This window comes from Cohnella mopanensis (genome assembly GCF_022352055.1).
GTDB classification, from domain to species: Bacteria; Bacillota; Bacilli; order Paenibacillales; family Paenibacillaceae; genus Cohnella; species Cohnella mopanensis.
Genome location: NZ_JAKRWM010000032.1, coordinates 1 through 19638 on the forward strand (window position 1 = coordinate 1; position 19638 = coordinate 19638).

A 19638-nucleotide genomic window follows, 5' to 3' on the forward strand; every position below is an offset into this window, starting at 1 on the left:
GCCGATTTTTAAGTCGACCCTGGCCATGTTGGAGTTATTCGAAGCGCCACGGAGTGAAAAGTTGTGGGTGCCGGTAGTGAAATTCTGAGTGAATTTCACTAAATCATTGTTGGCGTATAACGCGACTCCGGAGAACGGCGAGCTGATATTCCCGGTGTACTGACCGCCTTTGGTCATACTCTCGGCTTCCACTTTCGTACTGGTGCCAGGAGGATTCGTTGTACCGCCGCCACCGCCGGAGCTGCCGCCGATCGTAAGTACATTTGTTGTTACGTCGGCATTTCCGCTACTTTGATAACCTTCTACCGTAAGTGCGACTTCGTACAGCTTACCCATCGGCATTCCTAAGCTTTCCCACTTTTTGAAGTGTTCGCTTACCGATATCGTTCCGCTCGTGCGTTTGGACTGCCGAACGCTCCAATACTGCTTGAAAGTTGCAGTACCTTCAATGGAAGGTTGGTTGGTTCGAGTAGTCTCATAGATATCATATGTCCCCCCGTCAACGGTAATGGTGCCCTTCTGCGTTCCGGTCGGACGATACGTGCCCCAGTTATCGACGATGTAAAATTCTACGAGCGAGCTCTTCGTCCATCCGTAGACAGTCAAATAGGAATTGCCGCCCGGATTGAAAGTTGCGCTGTAGTTAATTGAGATGTTTCCAACTTGCTGGTGCGTCTGAGTCGCATTAAATTTCTTGCCTTTACGGAATAACGCGTTATTGATGTTACTCCACGTGGCACTGAACGCGCCTCCACTATTGAGAGTCATGCTTGTGTTCCCGGAATCTTTCCACAACTCATAGTCATAGCCGTCTTGGGTACCCGTTTGATTCGAGGTGATCGTAGTTGCCGCATGTACGATCGCCGCAGGCAATGCAAGCGTAAAACAAAGTAACATTGTTAAAATAAACCTGACTTTTTTCTGTTTCATTTCGAATTCCTCCTTTTTGGTTGAAATGCATCTAGTCTTGCTATGATACTGTACAGCCCGTAGCAGGCCGACTCTCCCACTTCCTTCCAACATTTATTTTGTAAGCGGTTACAAGTAATATTTTATCAAAGCATTCCTTAATGTTTCACCCGAAAATATTTAGTATAAACTGTAAAAAACTTATAGCATAACCCAAGTTGTCTATTATTTCTGCAAATGAAAAAGGAGCCGCCCCTTGGCAAGCTCCTCATTTAGCATGTTCATTGTTTATTTTATTTGTTCCATAAATCCTTTTAAGTTCTCAACGATTTCTTTCGATTTCGTATGGTGCAAATAATGTTCTCCTTCCATTGTCATCACTTTTCCATGCGCGGAATCTTTTACTTGCTCTTCATGCAGAGGGATCCACCTATCCACTCCCGAATTATTCGCTTGTATAAAGAAAATAAGGGGCAGATTTCTGGGGAATGTTAATTTTTCAGTTGCCATAAAATTAGTATAAAAATTTTCCATTTCATTCGAAGTACTGGAATTATAAAGGTTTTTGAGAGTAATCATTCTAATTTGTTCTTTTGTTTCATCATCATAAGGTAGACCAGCATAGGGGTCAGCACTCAGTTTTATTATCAACCTGGCTAAACCTGATTTTTTGAGTAGTTTAAACGTTTTTATCGGAAATTCAGCATCCATACCGCCTTGCGTCGGTACACTGGTATCGATCCCGACAAATGCACTCACTTCATCTTCATATTTGTTCACATAGTCTAATCCGTAAATGCCGGCGATGGAGTGACCCATTAAAATATATCGGTCAATTTTTAGACTCCGCAAAGCTTCATGAATTTCATTTACGATATTTTCCGTGCTGCGTGCTTTTTCGGTATCTTCGCTTAATCCATAACCAAAAGGCTCAATCACGACAACTTTATAAAATGGAGATAGTTCTTCCACTAACGGCTTAAAATCAAGAGCCGGCGCAGCTGTTCCATAACCAGGTAGTAGCACGACTGTTTCTTCGCCTTTTCCTTGAATCAAAACATTCATTTTTTTCCCATCTACAGGTACTAACTGACCATAGGATTGTATTTTTTCTTGCTCTGTTTTGTTGCAGATCTTATTAACTATAAAAACAATTGCTAGAAAAAGGACTAGTGCTATAACTATTATTCCTATTGCTTTAAGTATAAATTTAATCGTTTTTTTCATTCCCTCTCGTAATTTCACCCGCATCTTCTCCTGTCGTCATCCTCATATTTGGCTCCATATCGAACCTCTAAGGAAAGCTTATACGACGAAGATGTACTCCCCATGACGTCAATATGAACGGAGTATGAACTAGCGAAAAAATACTGCGGCGTCACATGATTACTCTGCCGGAATTGTAGTTGGCAAGGTGACGATGACGCTCGTTCCAACGCCGAGTTCGCTTTCCACTCGGATATCGCCTTGATGATGCGATATGATCTGTTTTACAATGGCGAGTCCCATACCGCTACCCTCATATTTACGACTGTGGGAACGATCGGACTTAAAAAAACGCTCGAATATACGCTTCTGATTCTCTAGGGAAATTCCAATACCAGTGTCGGATATTCGGATTGTCACGCTTTTGATATCTTGTTTTATGCTGACGGTAATAACGCCGCCGTTCTTGGAAAATTTGATGCTATTGCCGAGTATGTTAGTCCATACCTGGTTTAACTGATCATGATCAGCCGTTAGCGTAACGGCTCTCAAATTGAGCTCGAAACGGATGTTGCGAGCCGACCATTGCGGCTGGAGCGCGACGATGACCCGTCTGATCTGTTCATCAAGGCTGAGCGTAACCAATCGCATCTGATGTGACGTCGATTCCAGCAAACTCAGCTTTAGCAGACTATCGCTCATCTTGGACATCCGTTTCGCTTCAGCGATGATAATATCAAGATATCGGCTTCGCTCGTGATCTGCGAGGTCTACTTGCTTGAGTGCAATGGCATAACCGGATATCGAGGTAAGCGGCGACTGAACTTCGTGCGACACATTTGCTACGAATTCCTTGCGCATCTGCTCAAGCTGCTGCAGATCGTGCATCATTTCTTCGAAGCTGCGAGCCAAAGTACCCAGCTCGCCCTTTTGTTTAATATTCAGCTTGACGTCGAAATCACCGGCTGCTATACGCCTAGTTGCTTGTGTCAGCTTTTTGATCGGTCTTATCAGGAACATGGCGGCAACCAAAATCAATAAGCTTCCAGCAATCAACGAATAGGTCAAAAAATTAATAATCCACTTGATCAGAAATGAGGAGGAAGAAGGTGAGATCGGCTCCACGAACATCGCTTTCGTACCCATTTCCGTTGTCAATGGGAGCCCTAAGAGGATAGGATCAATGCCATTCGTCTTGACTTGAACAACTTCCCCATCCAGTACTTCCTTGACTTGTTCCTTCGTCACCATGAAAACATGCTGATCTTTAAGCGCTCCGTAGGATTGGAACTGATCCGTTTCTTCGTAAATTCGAATGTGATAAGAATTGAGTTGCTTCATTCCGCTTACGAACGAGTCAGCTTCATCCGACGGTAATTTCTCGTAAATCCGGACGATATCCTGGCCAAAGTCAAGTAAGGTGATTTGCAAGTTTTCGTTCAATTGATCTTCAAATACCCAAGTTGCCACAAAAAAGGCAATGATCGTGCCCCCGATCACGGAAACTAGAAATGTCAGCACAACTCTTGTATATAAGGATCTGATCATTCGTGTACCTCAAGCCGGTATCCAAGCCCGCGCACCGTTTCGATACGAAAATCGGGTGTACTCGCGAACCGTTCACGCAGGCGCTTAATATGTACGTCTATCGTACGATCGTCTCCAGAGTAATCGATCCCCCAAATTTGATCGATCAACTGCTCGCGCGTATAGACTTGTCCGGGTGTTCCGGCAAGCTTATACAGCAACTCGAACTCCTTGAGCGGCAACGTAAGCGACTCCGTCCCTCTCATCACCTTATAGGTCTGCCGATCAAGGATGACGTTGCCGAACTGGATCGTCTGCGTGGAACCAATCCGGTATCGTTTCAGCAATGCCCTAACACGAGCCGTCAACTCCAACGGATCGAATGGTTTCGTCAAATAATCATCCGTCCCAAGTTCGAACCCTTTCACTTTCTCCCATGTTTCGCCTCTCGCAGTCAGCATAAGCAAAGGAAGATCAGGATTGGCTCTTCTAAGCTCCTTGCATAACGTCCAACCGTCCATAATCGGCATCATAATATCAAGCACGACAAGATCGACATGCGTTGAGGCGTAGACGTTCAGTGCTTCCTTGCCGTCCGCTGCTTCTGCTGTTTCGAATCCGTCGTTGCGTAGAAACAAACCGACAAGTTCGCGTATATTTTCATCGTCGTCAGCAATCAGTATTGTTGGCATTCGTTCCCTCTTCTCCTGTTGTCCATCCTAACCAATACACTATAGATTAACCTATATTATACTTTCAACTAATCTGTCCGATACAAAAAAAAAGTCGCTAGTTACGCGACTGTGTTAATGAACTATCGTTTTCCGTTTCAGTTACTTTGATAAGTTTAATTGCCACGAAACACCATATTTATCTTGAACCCAACCAAACTTTTGGCTAAAGGGATAAGATGATAAAGGCATGAGAACAGAGCCATCGCGAGATAAACTCTCAAATACTCGATCTATCTCGTCTTCGGAATCACATGCAACATATATGGAAATCGCAGGAGTAAACGTGAATCCATGCTTAGCGCTACTATCTATACACATAAATGCTTGTCCGTTTAGAGAAAATGTTGCCTTCATTACGGTTCCTTCAACTCCGGCTTCATTTGCTCCATACCGTAGAATGTTAGTAATTTTCGATGAATCAAATAACGACACATAAAAATTCATTGCTTCTTCAGCCTTGCCATCGAACATGAGAAACGTGGTGAATTTTTGTTTAGGGAGCTCCATGTTTAACCTCCATCTGATTTTTATTTAACTGCCACTTTGTAAATTCGAGCTTCGTGAGGGTTAAGTTCTATTGTGCCTTTAATAGAATTAATATCAGTAAGCGCATAGTTGGATAGCAACAATTCGCTAACGGAGCTCTGATATTCGGATGGCAATTGGAGGAACGATCGGTCGTCCGAGTGATTAAGGATAATCAACAATCGATTGTCGCCCAGTGTACGGGTGTACACATAAAGATGTTGGTCTTCCGCCCACTCTTGAAGTTCTTCAAATTGACCATATACCATTGCTGTATTATTCTTACGTAATTTGATCAGTTTTTGATAGAATCGATGGATCGAGTTCGAATCAGATAGATCTCTAGTTACATTTATCTCTTTGTAATTCGGATTCACATTGATCCAAGGCTTGCCTGTCGAAAACCCGCCATTCATTGAATCATTCCATTGCATGGGAGTCCGGGAGTTATCCCGACTTAAAGGTTGAAGACTTTGGAGAACCCCTTGCGGGTCTTTGCCTTTCCCGACTTCCTCAGCGTAACGATTCTTCATTGCAATATCATCGTAAAGTTCAATGGAAGGAAAGCGAACGCCGGTCATTCCAATTTCTTCGCCTTGATAGATATAAGGAATTCCTGGAAGGGTGTGCAGCATTATTGCTAATAACTTTGCGGACTGCTCCCTGTAAGGACCGTCATTTCCATATCGTGTAACTTGCCTTGTGTGATCGTGGTTATTCAGAAACTGAGAATTCGATCCTTTACCCCACAGTCCTACGTACCAACGTCTCTGAATTTCTTTAAATCGCAGCATATCCCAATTCGGCATTTCATCGCACACTTCAAAATGGAACAATGTGTTTAACTCGTGGCGATCCTCTCCGACATATTTCAATCCTTCTTCAGGAGTGACGAATGCGGCTTCGCCTACCGTCAATATGTCGTAATGTCTTAGAACGAGTTCATTCATTTCTCGTATATAGGAATGCAGTCCAGCATTATTCGTTAAATAACTAATGTCCTCGGGGTTATCAACGTTAGGAAACCCTTCTGGTTTAGCCAATAAAGCTATTGCATCCAAACGGAACCCGTCTATTCCTTTATCCAACCAAAACCTCATCATCCGATATATTTCATGACGCAACTCCGGACTTTCCCAATTCAGGTCCGGCTGTTCGACGGCAAAAGAATGAAAATAATATTGCTCCGTATTCTCGTCCCATTCCCAAACCGATGGCTCAAAGTAGGATCGCCAGTTGTTTGGTTTTTGGTCCTCTTTTCCATCTTTCCATATATACCAGTCTCTTTTTGGATTTTTCTTGGACGACTTGGATTCCACGAACCATGGATGTTTGTCGGATGTATGATTGACGACCAAATCCATAATTAACTTCATGCCTCGTTCATGGACGCTAGTAAGCAGCTTTTCGAATGTCTGCATGGTGCCGGCTTTCGGCATGATATTGAAATAGTCCGAGATATCATATCCGTTATCCGCGTCAGGAGACTCGTATATTGGATTCAACCAAATGACATCGACTCCAAGCTCTTGAATGTAGTCAAGCTTTTGAATCAATCCCTCCAGATCTCCGTAACCATCTCCGTTAGAATCATAGAAGCTTCTCCAATAGACTTGATAAACGACTGCTTCTTTCCACCATACTTTATTCATTTCAGTCAATGAACTTACCCTCCGATTGTTTCATGCTGCCTTTTTCTTACCCTTTACAGCTTAAGGTGACGATCGAGATAATTCAAGTAATGCAACATGGTAATAAGTGGATTTTCAATCGATTATATTTAGCAACATTTAGTCCTCTCGATTTGGTCGGCGAAACCGACTCGCTTGCTCATTATTGATGTCCAACTATCCGATGCGGCACATACGGTTGTTCCATTGAGGCAATTTCTTCTGGAGTTAACGTAATCGAAAGAGCAACTGCCGCATCCTCGAGATGGGATATTTTCGTAGCACCGATAATGGGAGCCGTGACCGGTTCTTTCTGCAGTAACCAGGCAATAGCGATTTGAGCACGGGTTACGCCGCGTTTATCTGCGATAGCCGCAACCTGATCCACGATCAATCGATCGGCATCTGCAGTCGCATCGTATTTCTGTTTCGCAATTTGATCGGTTTCGGAACGATGCGTCTTATCCTGCGGATCTCTTGTCAATCTTCCTCCTGCAAGCGGACTATATGGAATGACACCGATTTTTTCAGCTTTACACAGCGGCAGCATTTCTCTCTCTTCTTCACGGTAGATGAGGTTTAAATGATTCTGCATCGATACAAACCGGGTCCATCCATTTTTCTCGGCTACGTGTAATGCCTTTAGAAACTGCCATCCGTACATGGCAGAAGCACCTATGTATCTTGTTTTCCCTGCCTTCACCAAATCATGCAAAGCTTCCATCGTTTCTTCAATAGGCGTATTGTAATCCCAGCGGTGTATCTGGTACAGATCCACATAATCGGTTCCTAGTCGCTTTAGGCTTTTATCGATCTCGCTCATAATCGCCTTTCGGGATAGTCCGGCGCCATTGGGGCCTTCATGCATGCGGTTATAAACCTTGGTTGCAATGACAACTTCATCCCGATTAGCGTAGTCCTTAAGAGCGCGTCCAACGATCTCCTCGCTCGTACCGTCGGAATACACGTTCGCGGTATCCAGAAAATTAATGCCTAGCTCTAGAGCTTTTTTAATGACCGGACGACTGCGCTCTTCATCAAGCACCCACTGATGAACCCATCGCCCCGCCTCGCCAAATCCCATGCAGCCAAGACAAATTCGGGATACATCCAAGCCAGTATTTCCAAGTTTCACATATTCCATTTGTAAGTACCTCGCTTCCAATAGATATTGTTTTTTCAAATATACTTCACTACGTGGAGTGAACTCCAGGGCAAGCGGTTTTCATTCCGCTCTCGCCTCTCCCGCTCATCTTATCAGATAACTATATTTTCAGAAAACGAATATAGGCACTCGACCTTGTAGGTTTAAAATTATTAAACAAGGTAACTTTAATACAGTGAATGTCCACTTTAACCATTACGCTAAAAAACCATGGAGGTGTAACTTTGGCGATCCATAGCGAAGATATTCAGATGAATATTTATCAATGCGGAGATGAAGCTGCGAGGCTTTTACCCGTATCGTTCAATGAATGGGAAAAGCGAGCAAAGGAAATTCTCGCGGCTGCGCCATTCGGTTACGTATATGGAGCTGCTGGTGCAGGCGATACGAACCGCAGCAATATTGAAGCCTTTCAGAAATACAGAATTCGACCGAGAATATGCTGCGATATATCCAAATGTAATCTGTCGGTTTCGTTATTCGACAAAAAAATTCCTGTCCCCTTTCTATTGGCACCGATAGGCGTCAATACGATTCTACATCCCGATGGTGAATTGGCCCCCGCCAAAGCTGCGGCAAAATCAGGAGTTCCTTATGTTCTAAGTAATGTTTCAAGCGTACCTATGGAAAAGGTAGCTGAAGCAATGGGAGATGGCGTAAGATGGTTTCAACTCTATCCTCCTAAAGACCGCGATTTGACCAAAAGTTTTCTGCAACGCGCGGAAGCTGCCGGATTCTCGGCCGTCGTCGTCACAGTGGACTCCACCCTGCTTGGCTGGCGAGAAACGGACTTGCAAAACGCTTACCTCCCCTTCCTTACTGGGCAAGGCATGGGCAACTATTTTTCGGATCCCGTGTTTTGCTCGAAGCTTAAAGAAGCACCGGACAAAAATACGAAAGACGCTGCGTTGAAAGCATTAGAAGAAGGCAATAACACCTGCTTCACTTGGAAGGAGCTTGAATTCATTCGTGAACAAACCCGATTACCTTTGCTGATCAAAGGGATCACCCATCCGGATGATGCAATTATGGCTTTAGAGCACGGGGTCGACGGTATCATCGTATCTAATCATGGAGGACGCCAACTTGACGGCGCAGTTGCCACTTTGGATTCTCTTTCTTCGATCTGTGAATCCATTCAAGGAAAAATCCCTATTTTGATGGATAGCGGCGTTCGTAGAGGGGCGGATATATTGAAAGCTATCGCTCTTGGAGCTACTGCCGTACTTATTGGTAGACCTTATGCATACGCATTAGCTGTTGCAGGTGAAGTAGGCGTACAAGAAGTCATTAACCATTTAATTGCGGAAACCGAGTTACAATTAGCTATATCCGGGCGCGGCTCCATTCAAGATGTGGACCAGTCCCTCGTTATTAAAGTGATGTAACAAACGAAGCGGTTGGATGACTTAAATGTATTTTGGGGAATAGCGTCGCATAGCAGCAGTATTAAAACAAGGAGCCCACGAGGGCTCCTTGTTTTAATGCTGCTGCCGTTTGAATGAACTCCGCAACCTGGTTACGTATCCGATGATCGGTGACCTCGTTTAACATTTGAGCCTTGTACAATGCGGCAATTTCTAGCTTTTTTCTTAAACTTCGATTCCATGACTTCTGGAACTTGCGAATCGAGAGGTATAGTCAGACTGAATCGGCTGTTATCCAGTGAGATCTCTCCTGAGTCACCTGCGGGTGATCCCCCGTTATTCATGGAAGTGCCGTTTGGGGAAAGGTTGGCGTTATCTCCAAATATGACCGTACCTTCGTTTTTCACAATAATTATCCTGCCGATATGACAAGCCATGATAAGATCAACTTCCTTTGTTTTATTTCTACGGTGCCTGTACATGCTATTATTTTATGTGAATATATTAGCATCGGCATTGGCTTTTCCCATAGTAATATTGGCCCTATCTTGTATTTTTGAAAATACCAAGTGTTATGTAAAAGAACAGCGAGCCGCAATTGAGCGGATTCGCTGTTCTTTTGCATTTTATGGTTTCAAAATCCATTACCGCCCGACTTCGTTCAGACGCTCTTCCAGTCGGTCCCAAGTTTCGGTGATCCCTTGTAGCATACCCATGTCCATGACAGTCTTGAGAGCTTCCGCGGATACATATTCACCACGACTGACCAGTTTCGCCTTGCCGCCAAGATCAATGAATTCCAACGTGACATCGGTCGACGGCATGTCGTCATTCGAATTGCCTTCGGCATCCGAGAAGTAATCGGTGTAGCTGATCGTCTCCGGCTCGACAATATCCTTATATACGGCTTTGCCCCAAGATTCCATGCCGTAAAATTGTCCTAGGTTCTGATCGATGCACTTCATGCAATAGTGCCAAACGCCACCCGGACGGAAATCGACGTTGCATACCGGTATCTCCCAGCCTCTCGGTCCCCACCAACGCTTGAGATGCTCGGCCTCCTTAAACATCTTGAACACGAGATCGCACGGCGTGTCGAAAACGCGCTCCAGCACCAGCACCCGATCGTTCTCTACTCTCGAAACCATTGGATTGTTAGACATTGAAATTCCTCCTAATATTGTTGAATATTTTTATGGTTTTTCCTTGCTCTGCAGTTCACGCAAGTAATCGTCCAGATTATCGAATCTCTCCTCCATAACACGCTGGAAGGATCGCACCCATGTATCCAATGCTTGGAAGGGTTCGGGCCGCAGCTTATAAATTCTGCGGTTAGCTTCGGCCTGCACCTCCACAATCCGGTTCTCGCTAAGCACCTTCAGATGCTTCGAGGCTTGGGGTTGGCGAAGATCCAGCCGCTCGGCGATCTCCCCCACTGTCAGGGGACCGTCACGCAACAGTTCGACGATATTCATACGATTCGGTTCGGACAAAGCGCTTAATGTCGTCATTTCCATGCCCGGATTGTTTCCTGACATGTCGCTCACCTCGTTAAGTGATGGTCTCTAGGTAGCATCTCAACTCCTTCCTTCATCACTATGATCATCTTCCTGCTGAATTAAATATACTTTATGGGGAATATTCCTGTCAAGGAATATTCAAAGCAATAAAACGGCACTCGTTAAGTACCGGTGCCATTTACCGCCTATACGTTGCTATACCTGAAGCAGCTTCAATCTACCTTGGCTCCATGAGCCAACGCGAACAATACAGCTTGCTCTCTGTCCATTCTCATACCTGCAACGGGGAATGTTGTAAAATCTACCCCATCGAGTTTAGCCCCTCTTATATCCGCACTCTGCAACTTAGCTTTTGCCAGTGATGCCATAGTTAGATCGCAATTTCTTAAATCTGCTTTTTCTAAGTTGGCCCCCGACAAATCCGCTTCATAAAATTTAACCCCGCGTAAGTCTTGTCTTGCTAATCTCGTGAGCCGCAAATTTGTATAGGACCAATCGCCTTCATCAATCGTGATCCCATCCATATTAGAGCCGGAAAAATCAGAACCCGTCATTTTGCATCTTTCGAATTTCGAAACAAACAGATTAGCTCCGTTAAAAATACAATTCTCGAACGCAGATTCTTTATGAATGGAGCTATTTAACGATGCTCCGCGAAAGTCGCACTCGATAAAACGACAATTGATCGATGTAATCTCCTCTAGTGATCCGTTAGCAAACAAGCAACGATTAAACGTACAACTGATTAGCTCGCCGTACCTTAAATCTTGCGTACTGAAGTTTATTCCTTCATAATTTTGATTGCTATGCTGAAACATTAGCGGCCTCCTCCTTGAAAATTTCTTTTTATAATATAGCACACGGGTGTCAAGTACCCGTATGAGCTCAAAGAAATGTCAAGCGCTTAATTTTTCGAATTCATAATCCCATAATAAGAAAAACCCGCGACTTACGCGGGTTGAAAGTTACATAGCCTGGATATCGAACATCTGACGGCAAACAGTAACATTGAAACTCTCAGCGCTACATGCTTTCTTTTTCTCCGGGATACTCGATCTTGGCCAAAGGCTCTTTGGCGGGTCCTTCAATGACTTCCCCTGTATAAGAAAATCTGGAACCGTGGCAAGGACAATCCCAAGTGCGGTCTCCGTCATTCCAGTGCGTCTCGCACCCCATGTGCGTGCAAGTTGTATCGATTACGTGCAAAGCACCATCGGGATCGCGATAAGCACCCGCCCGCTTGCCATTTACCCGGACCGGAGCGCCTTCATCTAGACCAATGCTGCTTAGGCTACGATCAACCATCTCCAACTTTCCGGAAATCAGTTGCTTGGCCACATCCGCATTATTCGAGACAAAGCTTTTAATATCGGGGTCTGCATGAAGCCGAGAAGGATCAAATACGCTTTGATACCGATCTTCAATTCCTAGGACCATATTTTTAAGTAGATGGGCGGCAGCCGTACCGTTCGTCATTCCCCATTTTCTGTAACCCGTTGCAACGAAAATGTTATCGGTACTTGAATTGATTCGTCCTACGTAAGGGACTTTGTCCAACGTGACCAGGTCCTGAGTAGACCAGCGGTATGCGATTTCCTTCACGTTAAATACAGATGCGGCGAACGACTGCAACGTCTCGTAATGATTGATCGTACATTTACTCTGACCGGCTTTGTGACCTTCTCCTCCAACTAGTATCAAAGGCTCCTTCCCGTCGGTAACCAATCGAATCGAACGTTTCGGGTTGTCGGCGCCGAGATACATGCCCCCGCTGTATTCCTGATCTATTCGGACTCCCAGAACATAGGAACGTTCGGCATGCATGCGGGCAAAGTAAAATCCTTTCCAATCGAGAAAAGGAAAATGGGAAGCCGATATCACATGCTCGCAACGAACACGGTTGCCGGATTCAGTCACAACAGCCGGGGACTCGCCTTCTTCCACCTTCATGACCGTTGTTTGTTCGAATACTTGCGACCCGGAACGAACGAGGATTTTAGTTAATGCCATTAAGTAAGAAAGAGGATGGAACCGTGCTTGATCGTTCATGACTAATGCGGACTTAATATCTATAGGCAAGTCGATACGATCCTTAAGCTCGCCAACGATCCCGAGCGTCTCGTAAGCTTGTCGTTCTAGCTCAAGCTTCTTTATCGTGGTTTCCGATTGGGTGTATATATAAGCATGCTCGTCCACCAAGTCACAGGATATATCCTCCGATTGAACGGTCTCGCGAATAAAATTCAATGCATCACGATTCGCTTCATAATATAATCGGGCTTTCTCTGCTCCAAAATGGTGAATTAACTCATCGTATATCAGATCGTGCTGAGCGGTAATTTTAGCGGTCGTGTGACCGGTTGTTCCATTAAGAATTCGCCCGGCCTCGAGGATGATCACTTTTTTTCCTGCTTTGGAAAGTAAATAACCCGCGGTTATTCCGGTAATCCCTGCACCTACGATAACAACATCCGCATGCAAATCCGTTGTAAGCTTAGGAAACTCCGGGTTATCAACCGATGCCGTCCAATACGATTGAGGAAATTGGGGAAGCTGATTCATTAATGGGGCTCCTTTTTTGCCGAAATGGGAATGGGTTACTATTTTTAGTTTTTCACAAATGGCATCCACCAATTCCATTTTCCGAAACATTTCATTAATGATGGCACCAAGATCATACGGATGACCGTCGCATCTATGAATAAGGCGGATGCGATGCCGATTCCAAGCTGCTTTACCCCGGAAACTTCGGCAAGAGCAAACGGAGCCGTTACGGCAATCATTATCGCTGCGGCGGAAGTAATGATTTTACTTGAAGCTGTCAGTGCGTTGTGAATGGCTTGTTCATTATTCCCCGTTTCCTTGAAGCTCTCTTGAATTCTAGATAGCAGGAATATGCCGTAATCCATACTAATCCCGAAGGTCAATCCGAAGATAAACACGGGAATCATAATCGCAATGTCCGTAGCCTCAATTCCAAACCGCCCCAGTTGAAATATCCACGTAATAATGCCTAACGATGCTCCTATGCTGACAAGATTCATGATGACGGCTTTTAACGGGATCAAAATCGAACGGAAAGCAACGGACAAGACGATCAAGTTGGTAAGGATAACGAAAAGAAGAACGTATTTCACTCGGGTATAAACTTCATCATGCACTTCCTGATGATATTTCGGCTCTCCTCCGATAAGGACGTCCAGCTTAGCAAGCTGATTGGAGCGATCTCGAACCCATTGCTGCACTTCTATCGATGCTTCTTTCCCTAGCAGCCACACCGTTATAAGGTTAAGTCCTTTTTTTACAGTTGACTGTTCAATATTCATTGCCATGACTCTGGGGTCTTGTTCAAGATCCCGCTCGATATGAGCTATGGTTTGCCGGTTCTGGAGACCCGCCCCTTCCCCGTCGTCATTTCCCTGTACGAGAATAGACACCTGCGATACGAATGGGGGTTGGAAGCTTTCCGTTACGATCTCCGCGGCTATTCGAGACTCGTTATCTATTGGAAGCGACCTTGGACCCGGAACGCTGACTTGCATGGTATGGAGAGGATACAAACAAACGGATAGTATAAAAATGGCCAAAGTTACCGAGACGATAGGCCTTTTCATCACAGCAGAAAGGAAAGTTTGCCAAGTACTTCTACCTCTTCGAAGCTTACGATTAGAACGGTTGGCGATGATGCTTCGTTGAAACGTATAAAGAAGAGCCGGAACGAATGTCAGGTTGACCAGCAACGACACTGCTAGGACAACAAGAGTGCCCAATGCAACCGTATTGAATATGGGCATCCGAATATATAACGTTCCTATTAGAGCCAGGATGACGCAGCCGACAGATATAACGATCGTTCTTCCGGATGTAGCCATTGTTTTCAACAGTGCTTCGTTAACGGATAAACTAACCCTTTCTTCTCGGAACCTGCTGACCATCAGCAGGGCAAAATCAATACATACGGCCATTCCCACCATAGGGATCACATTATATACAAAGACCGACAAGTTCATTCCACCGTATGAACCTAAGGCATACATAATTCCCATAGCAATGACCACAGTTATGGCGCCGGCAACGATGGGAATGACAGCCGGTAATATACCTCCCAATGTTATAAACAAGATCGCGAATGCAACGGGAACTCCGATCCGTTCCGCCGCCTTCAAATCTTGCTTGCTTAGGCGGTTCACGTCTTCCTGGATGATCAGCTTTCCAGTTAGCGTAACATTAAAGTTTCGATCTCCTGAGGCGACTTCACGAACTTGCTCGATTGCTCGTTTTTTATCAGTAGAGGAACCCGGAAGTACGGATATTAAAGCGTAGGCATACTTCCCCTTCTCCATCCCCTTCCGTTCAAGCGGAGATGACGAGACCTGGACACCGCTAACCCTCTTCACTTGATCCAAAGTGCGTGAAATAAAGGAATGAAATAATCGTAGGGGCATTCCCTTGTCATTATTAAATAAAAGAACGACAGGCTCTTCCAGCACTCGAAATTCTCGGGACAATATCTCTTGAACTTGCGCATACTGATCCTTGGTCACAAGACCGTGATCGCCTAGTATGTTAGGCAGTTGTACAGAGAACGGCATTAAGAGACTCGTCAGAATTATCCAGAACGCCATGACCCAAGAACGATACCGAATTACTAACGAAGTGATTTTACGGTACATCATGCCAAAGCCCTCTCGGAGAGGTCAATTGTTGGCATTTGCCGAATATCAACACGGCATTATGTCCGCCAAATGCAAAAGTATTGGACATAACGTTGTCCAATTGCCTACGTCTGGATACATTAGACGTGTAATCAAGATCCATCTCCTCATCCTGCTCCCCATAATGGATGGTTGGAGGAATGATCTCCTCTCTTAGCGTGAGAATCGACAAGATCGCTTCCACTGCGCCCGATGCGCCTAGCAGATGGCCTGTCATAGATTTCGTCGAGCTGATACTAACATTGTAAGCATGGAAGCCATACACGGCTTTGATCGCTCTTGTTTCCGTCAAATCATTGAGAAGAGTGCTCGTACCATGGGCATTAATATACTGGATCCTCTCCGGAGTGAGCTCGGCATCCTCCATGGCTAAGATCATAGCCCTTTTCCAATCGCTTCCGTCAGGGCGAGGAGCTGCGATATGAAAGCCCTCTCCGCAGGATCCATAACCGAGCAATTCAGCATGTATTTCCGCTCCGCGAGCTTGGGCGTGATCCAATGATTCCAGAACGAGTATTCCCGCGCCTTCTCCCATTACGAATCCGTCGCGCCTCTTGTCGAATGGACGGCTTCCTTGCGACGGATCGGTTTGCATCGACAGAGCTCTCATGGCGGAGAAAGAGGCTAATCCGATATTGCAAATGGGAGCTTCCGCGCCTCCGGTAATCATGACATCCGCTGCGCCTCTTTGTATGGCTCGATAGGCTTCGCCAATCGACTGTGATCCCGAAGCGCAAGCGGTTACCGTACAACCCGTAACGCCTCGAGCCCCAAATCGAATCGCTACACGGCTTGCCGCCATATTGGGAAGGAACATAGGCAGCGCAAACGGAGATACCCGACCATAGCCATTCTGAACAACCTCACGCATTCCCGTTTCGAATGTCATGATTCCTCCGACTCCGCTACCGATCCATACCCCCGTGCGAAGCGGGTCTGCGTTATCCCCCAACACTAACCCGCTGTCATGTACGGCTTCGTCGGCTGCCGCAATGGCAAGCTGGATGAAGCGGTCCGTTCTCCGGGTTTCTTTAACGTCCATATGTTGTAAGGGATCAAAACCCAAGATCTCCGCAACCAGCTTAACCGAAAGCTCATCCATCCGTTCGTCCGTAATATTCCGAATGCCGGATACGCCTTTCAACGCATTATGCCAGGTGGACTCCTTGTCTAACCCGATTGGGGTAACGCAGCCCATCCCTGTAATCACAACCCTTTTTTTCATTTCCATCTCCCTTTCACAATCCTCCCCGAAGCCTAGTCGCCCGAACTAGTTTCTCCGCTGTTCCCGGCATCATCGAGCCTAATCGAAGTAACCAAGAAGAAAGCGCGGAATTCGTAAGCAAGCGTTCCATCAGGCTCCCCCATCTAAGCGCGCCGGAAAACTGCTGTTTGATCCGCTCGTTATACGTATTTCTCCATTCCGAATAGGTACAATCTCCCTGGAGATAGGAGTTCGCTATCGGTGCGCAAAGCTCTACTGAACGCAAGGCCATTGCCATTCCGTCCCCGCAGAACGGAGGAATAACCGCAACCGCATCGCCGACACACGGAATTCCATTCCATCCTTTCGGCTCTGGACGAATGATTACAGGGAAAGTAGCCGCATGCGAACCGGGAACCGCGCTGGTTTGCTCCAATCTTCTGCGCAGAGTTGGAATCCGTTCACCCGCGTTCTTCAGAATGCTTGCGATAGCATCGGTACCGCCCAGCCTATGGAAAACGGGATTAGCGAGGAGTGCCGCAACATTCAAACGTCCTCCCTCGATTGGAGCAATACCGATATATCCACCCTGAAAAAAATAAAGATCGACTGCAGGGTCAGAGTCGAATCTTGTGTAATGCGATTTAATTCCCACGTAAGACCTTTTGGAAGGCTTCTGCTCAGAGCCTTGAAAACCATGCAAAGGTCGCCTTCCCCAAGCTGCGATGACGGTATGGGAATAGAGCTGTGTTCTTCCGTCCTTAGAGGAGAGCTCAACATGATGCCCAGTCCAAGATTTCGTCACTTCTGTCACAGTGGTTCCGGTGTACACGCTAACCCCTCTCTGCTGCGCCGATAGCTGAATGCTGGCATCCAACGCTTGACGGCTTAACCCCATCGCCGGTGCGAATAGGGGAATTTCGAGGGAAACGCCGCGATCCGTATGCAGACGTACCCTGGTGATAGGTGAGGGTTCTAGGGAAGCGACTACTCCATCCAAATTAAGAGCTTTCAGTGTTCCTAACGATTCTGGCGATAGAAACTCTCCGCACGCCTTATGGCGAGGGAACGTGTCTTTATCAATAAGTGCCACCTGCCAACCCTGCTTGGCCAACGAATAAGCCATACTGCTCCCGGCTATTCCAGCACCGATGACGATAGCATCAAATTCCGATTTCATTAGGCTCGGCCTCCTATTGCTTAGGAACAATGACGGAATAACGAAATAGCGGCCTCCAACTGTATGTCAAGCTTAAACCATTTACACTCTTAGCGAGATGACGAAAATCCGCGCTGCGAAATCCTTTGGCCACTGATAGTGGTCCGTCATGACGGATATAGATATTCCGCGAGAGGAAGCGGGTCGCAATCCAAACGGCTACCCAAGGAATACAGTGCCGGTGAATGTCGTTCAAGACGACACCGAATCGTGAAACCAAAAGCATCTTCTCCACAATAGACGGAAGTAATTCTGACGGAAAATGATGAACGAATTGGGAGGCTGTCACGATATCCGCCTGTCCGGCCTCAAGGTTAAATAAATCTTGTTTTATGAATATGACCCGCGAATCATTGCGGAACAGTTGATCTGCCTCCGCTCGAGCTTCCTCGGTTACATCGGCTAGAATGATTCTGATCTTCACGCCTTGTTTGTCAGCCCATTTCAATAGATGGCGATTAATGTCTCCGGAACCGGAACCGACATCAAGAATCGTTAATCTATCCGGTCTTCCCGAACGATTCCATAAACGTTTAACCCCATAAAGTACCGGACCCTTTGCTCCGAAAATCCAGTTCAGCCTTCGCAAATGCCGTAATGCTTCTTGAAGTTGGTCTCCGCCTTTCGTAAAGTCATCCATCAATTCCGGCTTTGGCGAGCGATGTTGCAGTCCGCTTCCCCCTATCATGGACGATACGTAAAGCGAATCATTTCGGCTGTCATGCCGGGACCGAATGCTAATGCGATTCCATCCTTAACCCCTTCATTTGTCCGAAGTTGATCCTCTCTCAATCGTGCCAATACGAACAATATCGTTGCTGACGACATATTGCCGTATTCGCGTAAGATGGACCTGCTGGCTGCCGTTTGCGAATCCGTGAGATGGAATGCTGCTTGCAGGGAGTCGATAATCCCCCTGCCTCCCGGATGAATCGCCCATAATGCCGGTAAAGCCTCGTCGTTCCAAAACGATTTGAAAGCCTCGGGCACTTCTTTTGTAATTAACCTTGGAATATCCGGAGAAAGATACAATTGAAATCCGAAATTTCCTACCGTCCATTTCATTTTGGAAGAGGAATTCGGAAACAGAACCGTATGGGACTTCTGTATGGCAAATCCGCCCTGGCAGTCTGGATCGGACATCCCAACTACGCACGCCGAAGCGCCGTCACCGAAAAGAGCGGCGGTAAAGAGATGTTCTTTATCAAATGAGGGCTGAATATGAAGGCTACACAATTCCACGGTTACAACTAGAACTTTTGCGTTGGGATCCATGCGAACGATCTCTTCAGATACCCGAAGCGCAGTAAGACCGGCGGCGCACCCCAAGAAAGTTAACGGAACTCGATGTACGTCGCCACTTAGATCGAGGCGCCAAATAAGCTCCGTATCCAATCCCGGAAGATATAATCCCGTGCAACTCACCGTAATGAGATGGGTAATATCGCTAGGTTTAATTTGGCTGTCAGTAAGCGCCGTTCGGGCTGCTTTCATCGCTATTAAAATGGATTCCTTGTGATACAGGGACATACGTTCATCGGTCGAAGGTATATTTAATTCGGAAACCGATGGAATATACCGGCATCGATTCGCGGGTTCCAATAGGTTAGGTTCGCATGTGTATCGTGTATCCACTCCGCCGTGGGCAAAAACGCGATCTACCCACCTTGCGTCTTCTGGACGTTCTTTCATTGCTTCCTTCAATCGGCGCGCTACATCATCTTGATCTAGGCAATAAGCTGGAACGGCTGTACCTATGCCCAATATGGATAAGCATTCCAAGGACAGAAGCCTCCTAACAGGATTTAGAATAGGGGCAGGTGAGCAATGAGGACAAGAAGTAATAATTCCAATATATGAACAGCTCATGATTGACA

General features: G+C 46.0%; 17 protein-coding genes. 1 reads left to right on the forward strand and 16 read right to left on the reverse strand.

Annotated elements, in window-relative coordinates; translation table 11 throughout:
* The 7 genes from L3D05_RS25615 to L3D05_RS25645 form a co-directional block, all read right to left on the reverse strand.
* A partial coding sequence (locus L3D05_RS25615; RefSeq protein WP_239619207.1) for a glycoside hydrolase family 11 protein occupies nt 1-930 on the reverse strand: 930 nt, incomplete at its 3' end.
* Between the two features lie 267 nt (nt 931-1197).
* Nucleotides 1198-2160 carry an alpha/beta hydrolase gene (locus L3D05_RS25620; protein ID WP_239619208.1) on the reverse strand — a complete coding sequence of 321 codons (963 nt, stop codon included), beginning with the start codon at nt 2158-2160 and terminating at the stop codon, nt 1198-1200.
* Nucleotides 2161-2295: 135 nt separating this feature from the next.
* Entirely contained in the window at nt 2296-3663 is a 1368-nt protein-coding gene (locus L3D05_RS25625; protein ID WP_239619209.1) for a sensor histidine kinase, read from the reverse strand.
* Entirely contained in the window at nt 3660-4334 is a 675-nt protein-coding gene (locus L3D05_RS25630) for a response regulator transcription factor (protein WP_239619210.1), read from the reverse strand. Before L3D05_RS25630 ends, L3D05_RS25625 begins: the two co-directional genes overlap by 4 nt.
* A 141-nt stretch (nt 4335-4475) precedes the next feature.
* Nucleotides 4476-4883 carry a VOC family protein gene (locus tag L3D05_RS25635; RefSeq protein ID WP_239619211.1) on the reverse strand — a complete coding sequence of 136 codons (408 nt, stop codon included), beginning with the start codon at nt 4881-4883 and terminating at the stop codon, nt 4476-4478.
* A 20-nt stretch (nt 4884-4903) separates the two neighbouring features.
* Nucleotides 4904-6553 carry a glycoside hydrolase family 13 protein gene (locus tag L3D05_RS25640; protein ID WP_239619259.1) on the reverse strand — a complete coding sequence of 550 codons (1650 nt, stop codon included), beginning with the start codon at nt 6551-6553 and terminating at the stop codon, nt 4904-4906.
* A gap of 181 nt (nt 6554-6734) precedes the next feature.
* Entirely contained in the window at nt 6735-7715 is a 981-nt protein-coding gene (locus L3D05_RS25645) for an aldo/keto reductase (protein WP_239619212.1), read from the reverse strand.
* 245 nt (nt 7716-7960) lie between these two features.
* Between L3D05_RS25645 and L3D05_RS25650 the strand changes: the two genes are divergently transcribed.
* Nucleotides 7961-9124 (forward strand): alpha-hydroxy-acid oxidizing protein, encoded by a 1164-nt coding sequence (locus L3D05_RS25650; protein WP_239619213.1) that lies wholly within the window; start codon nt 7961-7963, stop codon nt 9122-9124.
* A 623-nt stretch (nt 9125-9747) separates the two neighbouring features.
* On the opposite strand, the gene L3D05_RS25655 is transcribed toward L3D05_RS25650, so the two are convergent.
* From L3D05_RS25655 to L3D05_RS25695, 9 genes are all read right to left on the reverse strand, one after another.
* Complete coding sequence (locus tag L3D05_RS25655) at nt 9748-10266, reverse strand: SRPBCC domain-containing protein (RefSeq protein WP_239619214.1); 519 nt, start codon at nt 10264-10266, stop codon at nt 9748-9750.
* Nucleotides 10267-10296: 30 nt separating this feature from the next.
* Nucleotides 10297-10641 carry an ArsR/SmtB family transcription factor gene (locus tag L3D05_RS25660; RefSeq protein ID WP_239619215.1) on the reverse strand — a complete coding sequence of 115 codons (345 nt, stop codon included), beginning with the start codon at nt 10639-10641 and terminating at the stop codon, nt 10297-10299.
* A gap of 194 nt (nt 10642-10835) precedes the next feature.
* The gene (locus tag L3D05_RS25665; RefSeq protein ID WP_239619216.1) at nt 10836-11441 is read right to left on the reverse strand and encodes a pentapeptide repeat-containing protein; all 606 of its coding nucleotides are present in this window, start codon (nt 11439-11441) and stop codon (nt 10836-10838) included.
* A gap of 205 nt (nt 11442-11646) precedes the next feature.
* The gene (locus L3D05_RS25670; protein WP_239619217.1) at nt 11647-13185 is read right to left on the reverse strand and encodes an FAD-dependent oxidoreductase; all 1539 of its coding nucleotides are present in this window, start codon (nt 13183-13185) and stop codon (nt 11647-11649) included.
* Nucleotides 13186-13229: 44 nt separating this feature from the next.
* Nucleotides 13230-15299, reverse strand: a complete 2070-nt coding sequence (locus tag L3D05_RS25675) for an MMPL family transporter (RefSeq protein ID WP_239619218.1) — start codon at nt 15297-15299, stop codon at nt 13230-13232.
* Entirely contained in the window at nt 15286-16563 is a 1278-nt protein-coding gene (gene fabF, locus L3D05_RS25680; protein ID WP_439647986.1) for a beta-ketoacyl-ACP synthase II, read from the reverse strand. Before fabF ends, L3D05_RS25675 begins: the two co-directional genes overlap by 14 nt.
* A gap of 13 nt (nt 16564-16576) precedes the next feature.
* Complete coding sequence (locus L3D05_RS25685; protein WP_239619220.1) at nt 16577-17722, reverse strand: NAD(P)/FAD-dependent oxidoreductase; 1146 nt, start codon at nt 17720-17722, stop codon at nt 16577-16579.
* 13 nt (nt 17723-17735) lie between these two features.
* Nucleotides 17736-18401: a methyltransferase domain-containing protein gene (locus L3D05_RS25690; RefSeq protein WP_239619221.1), complete on the reverse strand. Its 666-nt coding sequence runs from the start codon at nt 18399-18401 to the stop codon at nt 17736-17738.
* Between the two features lie 44 nt (nt 18402-18445).
* Nucleotides 18446-19543 carry a type III polyketide synthase gene (locus L3D05_RS25695; protein WP_239619222.1) on the reverse strand — a complete coding sequence of 366 codons (1098 nt, stop codon included), beginning with the start codon at nt 19541-19543 and terminating at the stop codon, nt 18446-18448.
* Nucleotides 19544-19638 lie beyond the last annotated feature (95 nt).

Excerpts from the sequence above, each read along its gene's own strand:
- L3D05_RS25625 (WP_239619209.1), bottom strand. The coding sequence starts at position 3,663 with ATGATCAGATCCTTATATACAAGAGTTGTGCTGACATTTCTAGTTTCC.
- L3D05_RS25620 (WP_239619208.1), bottom strand. The coding sequence starts at position 2,160 with ATGCGGGTGAAATTACGAGAGGGAATGAAAAAAACGATTAAATTTATA.
- L3D05_RS25670 (WP_239619217.1), bottom strand. The coding sequence starts at position 13,185 with ATGAATCAGCTTCCCCAATTTCCTCAATCGTATTGGACGGCATCGGTT.
- L3D05_RS25665 (WP_239619216.1), bottom strand. The coding sequence starts at position 11,441 with ATGTTTCAGCATAGCAATCAAAATTATGAAGGAATAAACTTCAGTACG.
- L3D05_RS25690 (WP_239619221.1), bottom strand. The coding sequence starts at position 18,401 with ATGGATGACTTTACGAAAGGCGGAGACCAACTTCAAGAAGCATTACGG.
- L3D05_RS25645 (WP_239619212.1), bottom strand. The coding sequence starts at position 7,715 with ATGGAATATGTGAAACTTGGAAATACTGGCTTGGATGTATCCCGAATT.
- L3D05_RS25630 (WP_239619210.1), bottom strand. The coding sequence starts at position 4,334 with ATGCCAACAATACTGATTGCTGACGACGATGAAAATATACGCGAACTT.
- fabF (WP_439647986.1), bottom strand. The coding sequence starts at position 16,563 with ATGAAAAAAAGGGTTGTGATTACAGGGATGGGCTGCGTTACCCCAATC.
- L3D05_RS25660 (WP_239619215.1), bottom strand. The coding sequence starts at position 10,641 with ATGTCAGGAAACAATCCGGGCATGGAAATGACGACATTAAGCGCTTTG.
- L3D05_RS25655 (WP_239619214.1), bottom strand. The coding sequence starts at position 10,266 with ATGTCTAACAATCCAATGGTTTCGAGAGTAGAGAACGATCGGGTGCTG.
- L3D05_RS25635 (WP_239619211.1), bottom strand. The coding sequence starts at position 4,883 with ATGGAGCTCCCTAAACAAAAATTCACCACGTTTCTCATGTTCGATGGC.
- L3D05_RS25640 (WP_239619259.1), bottom strand. The coding sequence starts at position 6,553 with ATGAATAAAGTATGGTGGAAAGAAGCAGTCGTTTATCAAGTCTATTGG.
- L3D05_RS25675 (WP_239619218.1), bottom strand. The coding sequence starts at position 15,299 with ATGATGTACCGTAAAATCACTTCGTTAGTAATTCGGTATCGTTCTTGG.
- L3D05_RS25685 (WP_239619220.1), bottom strand. The coding sequence starts at position 17,722 with ATGAAATCGGAATTTGATGCTATCGTCATCGGTGCTGGAATAGCCGGG.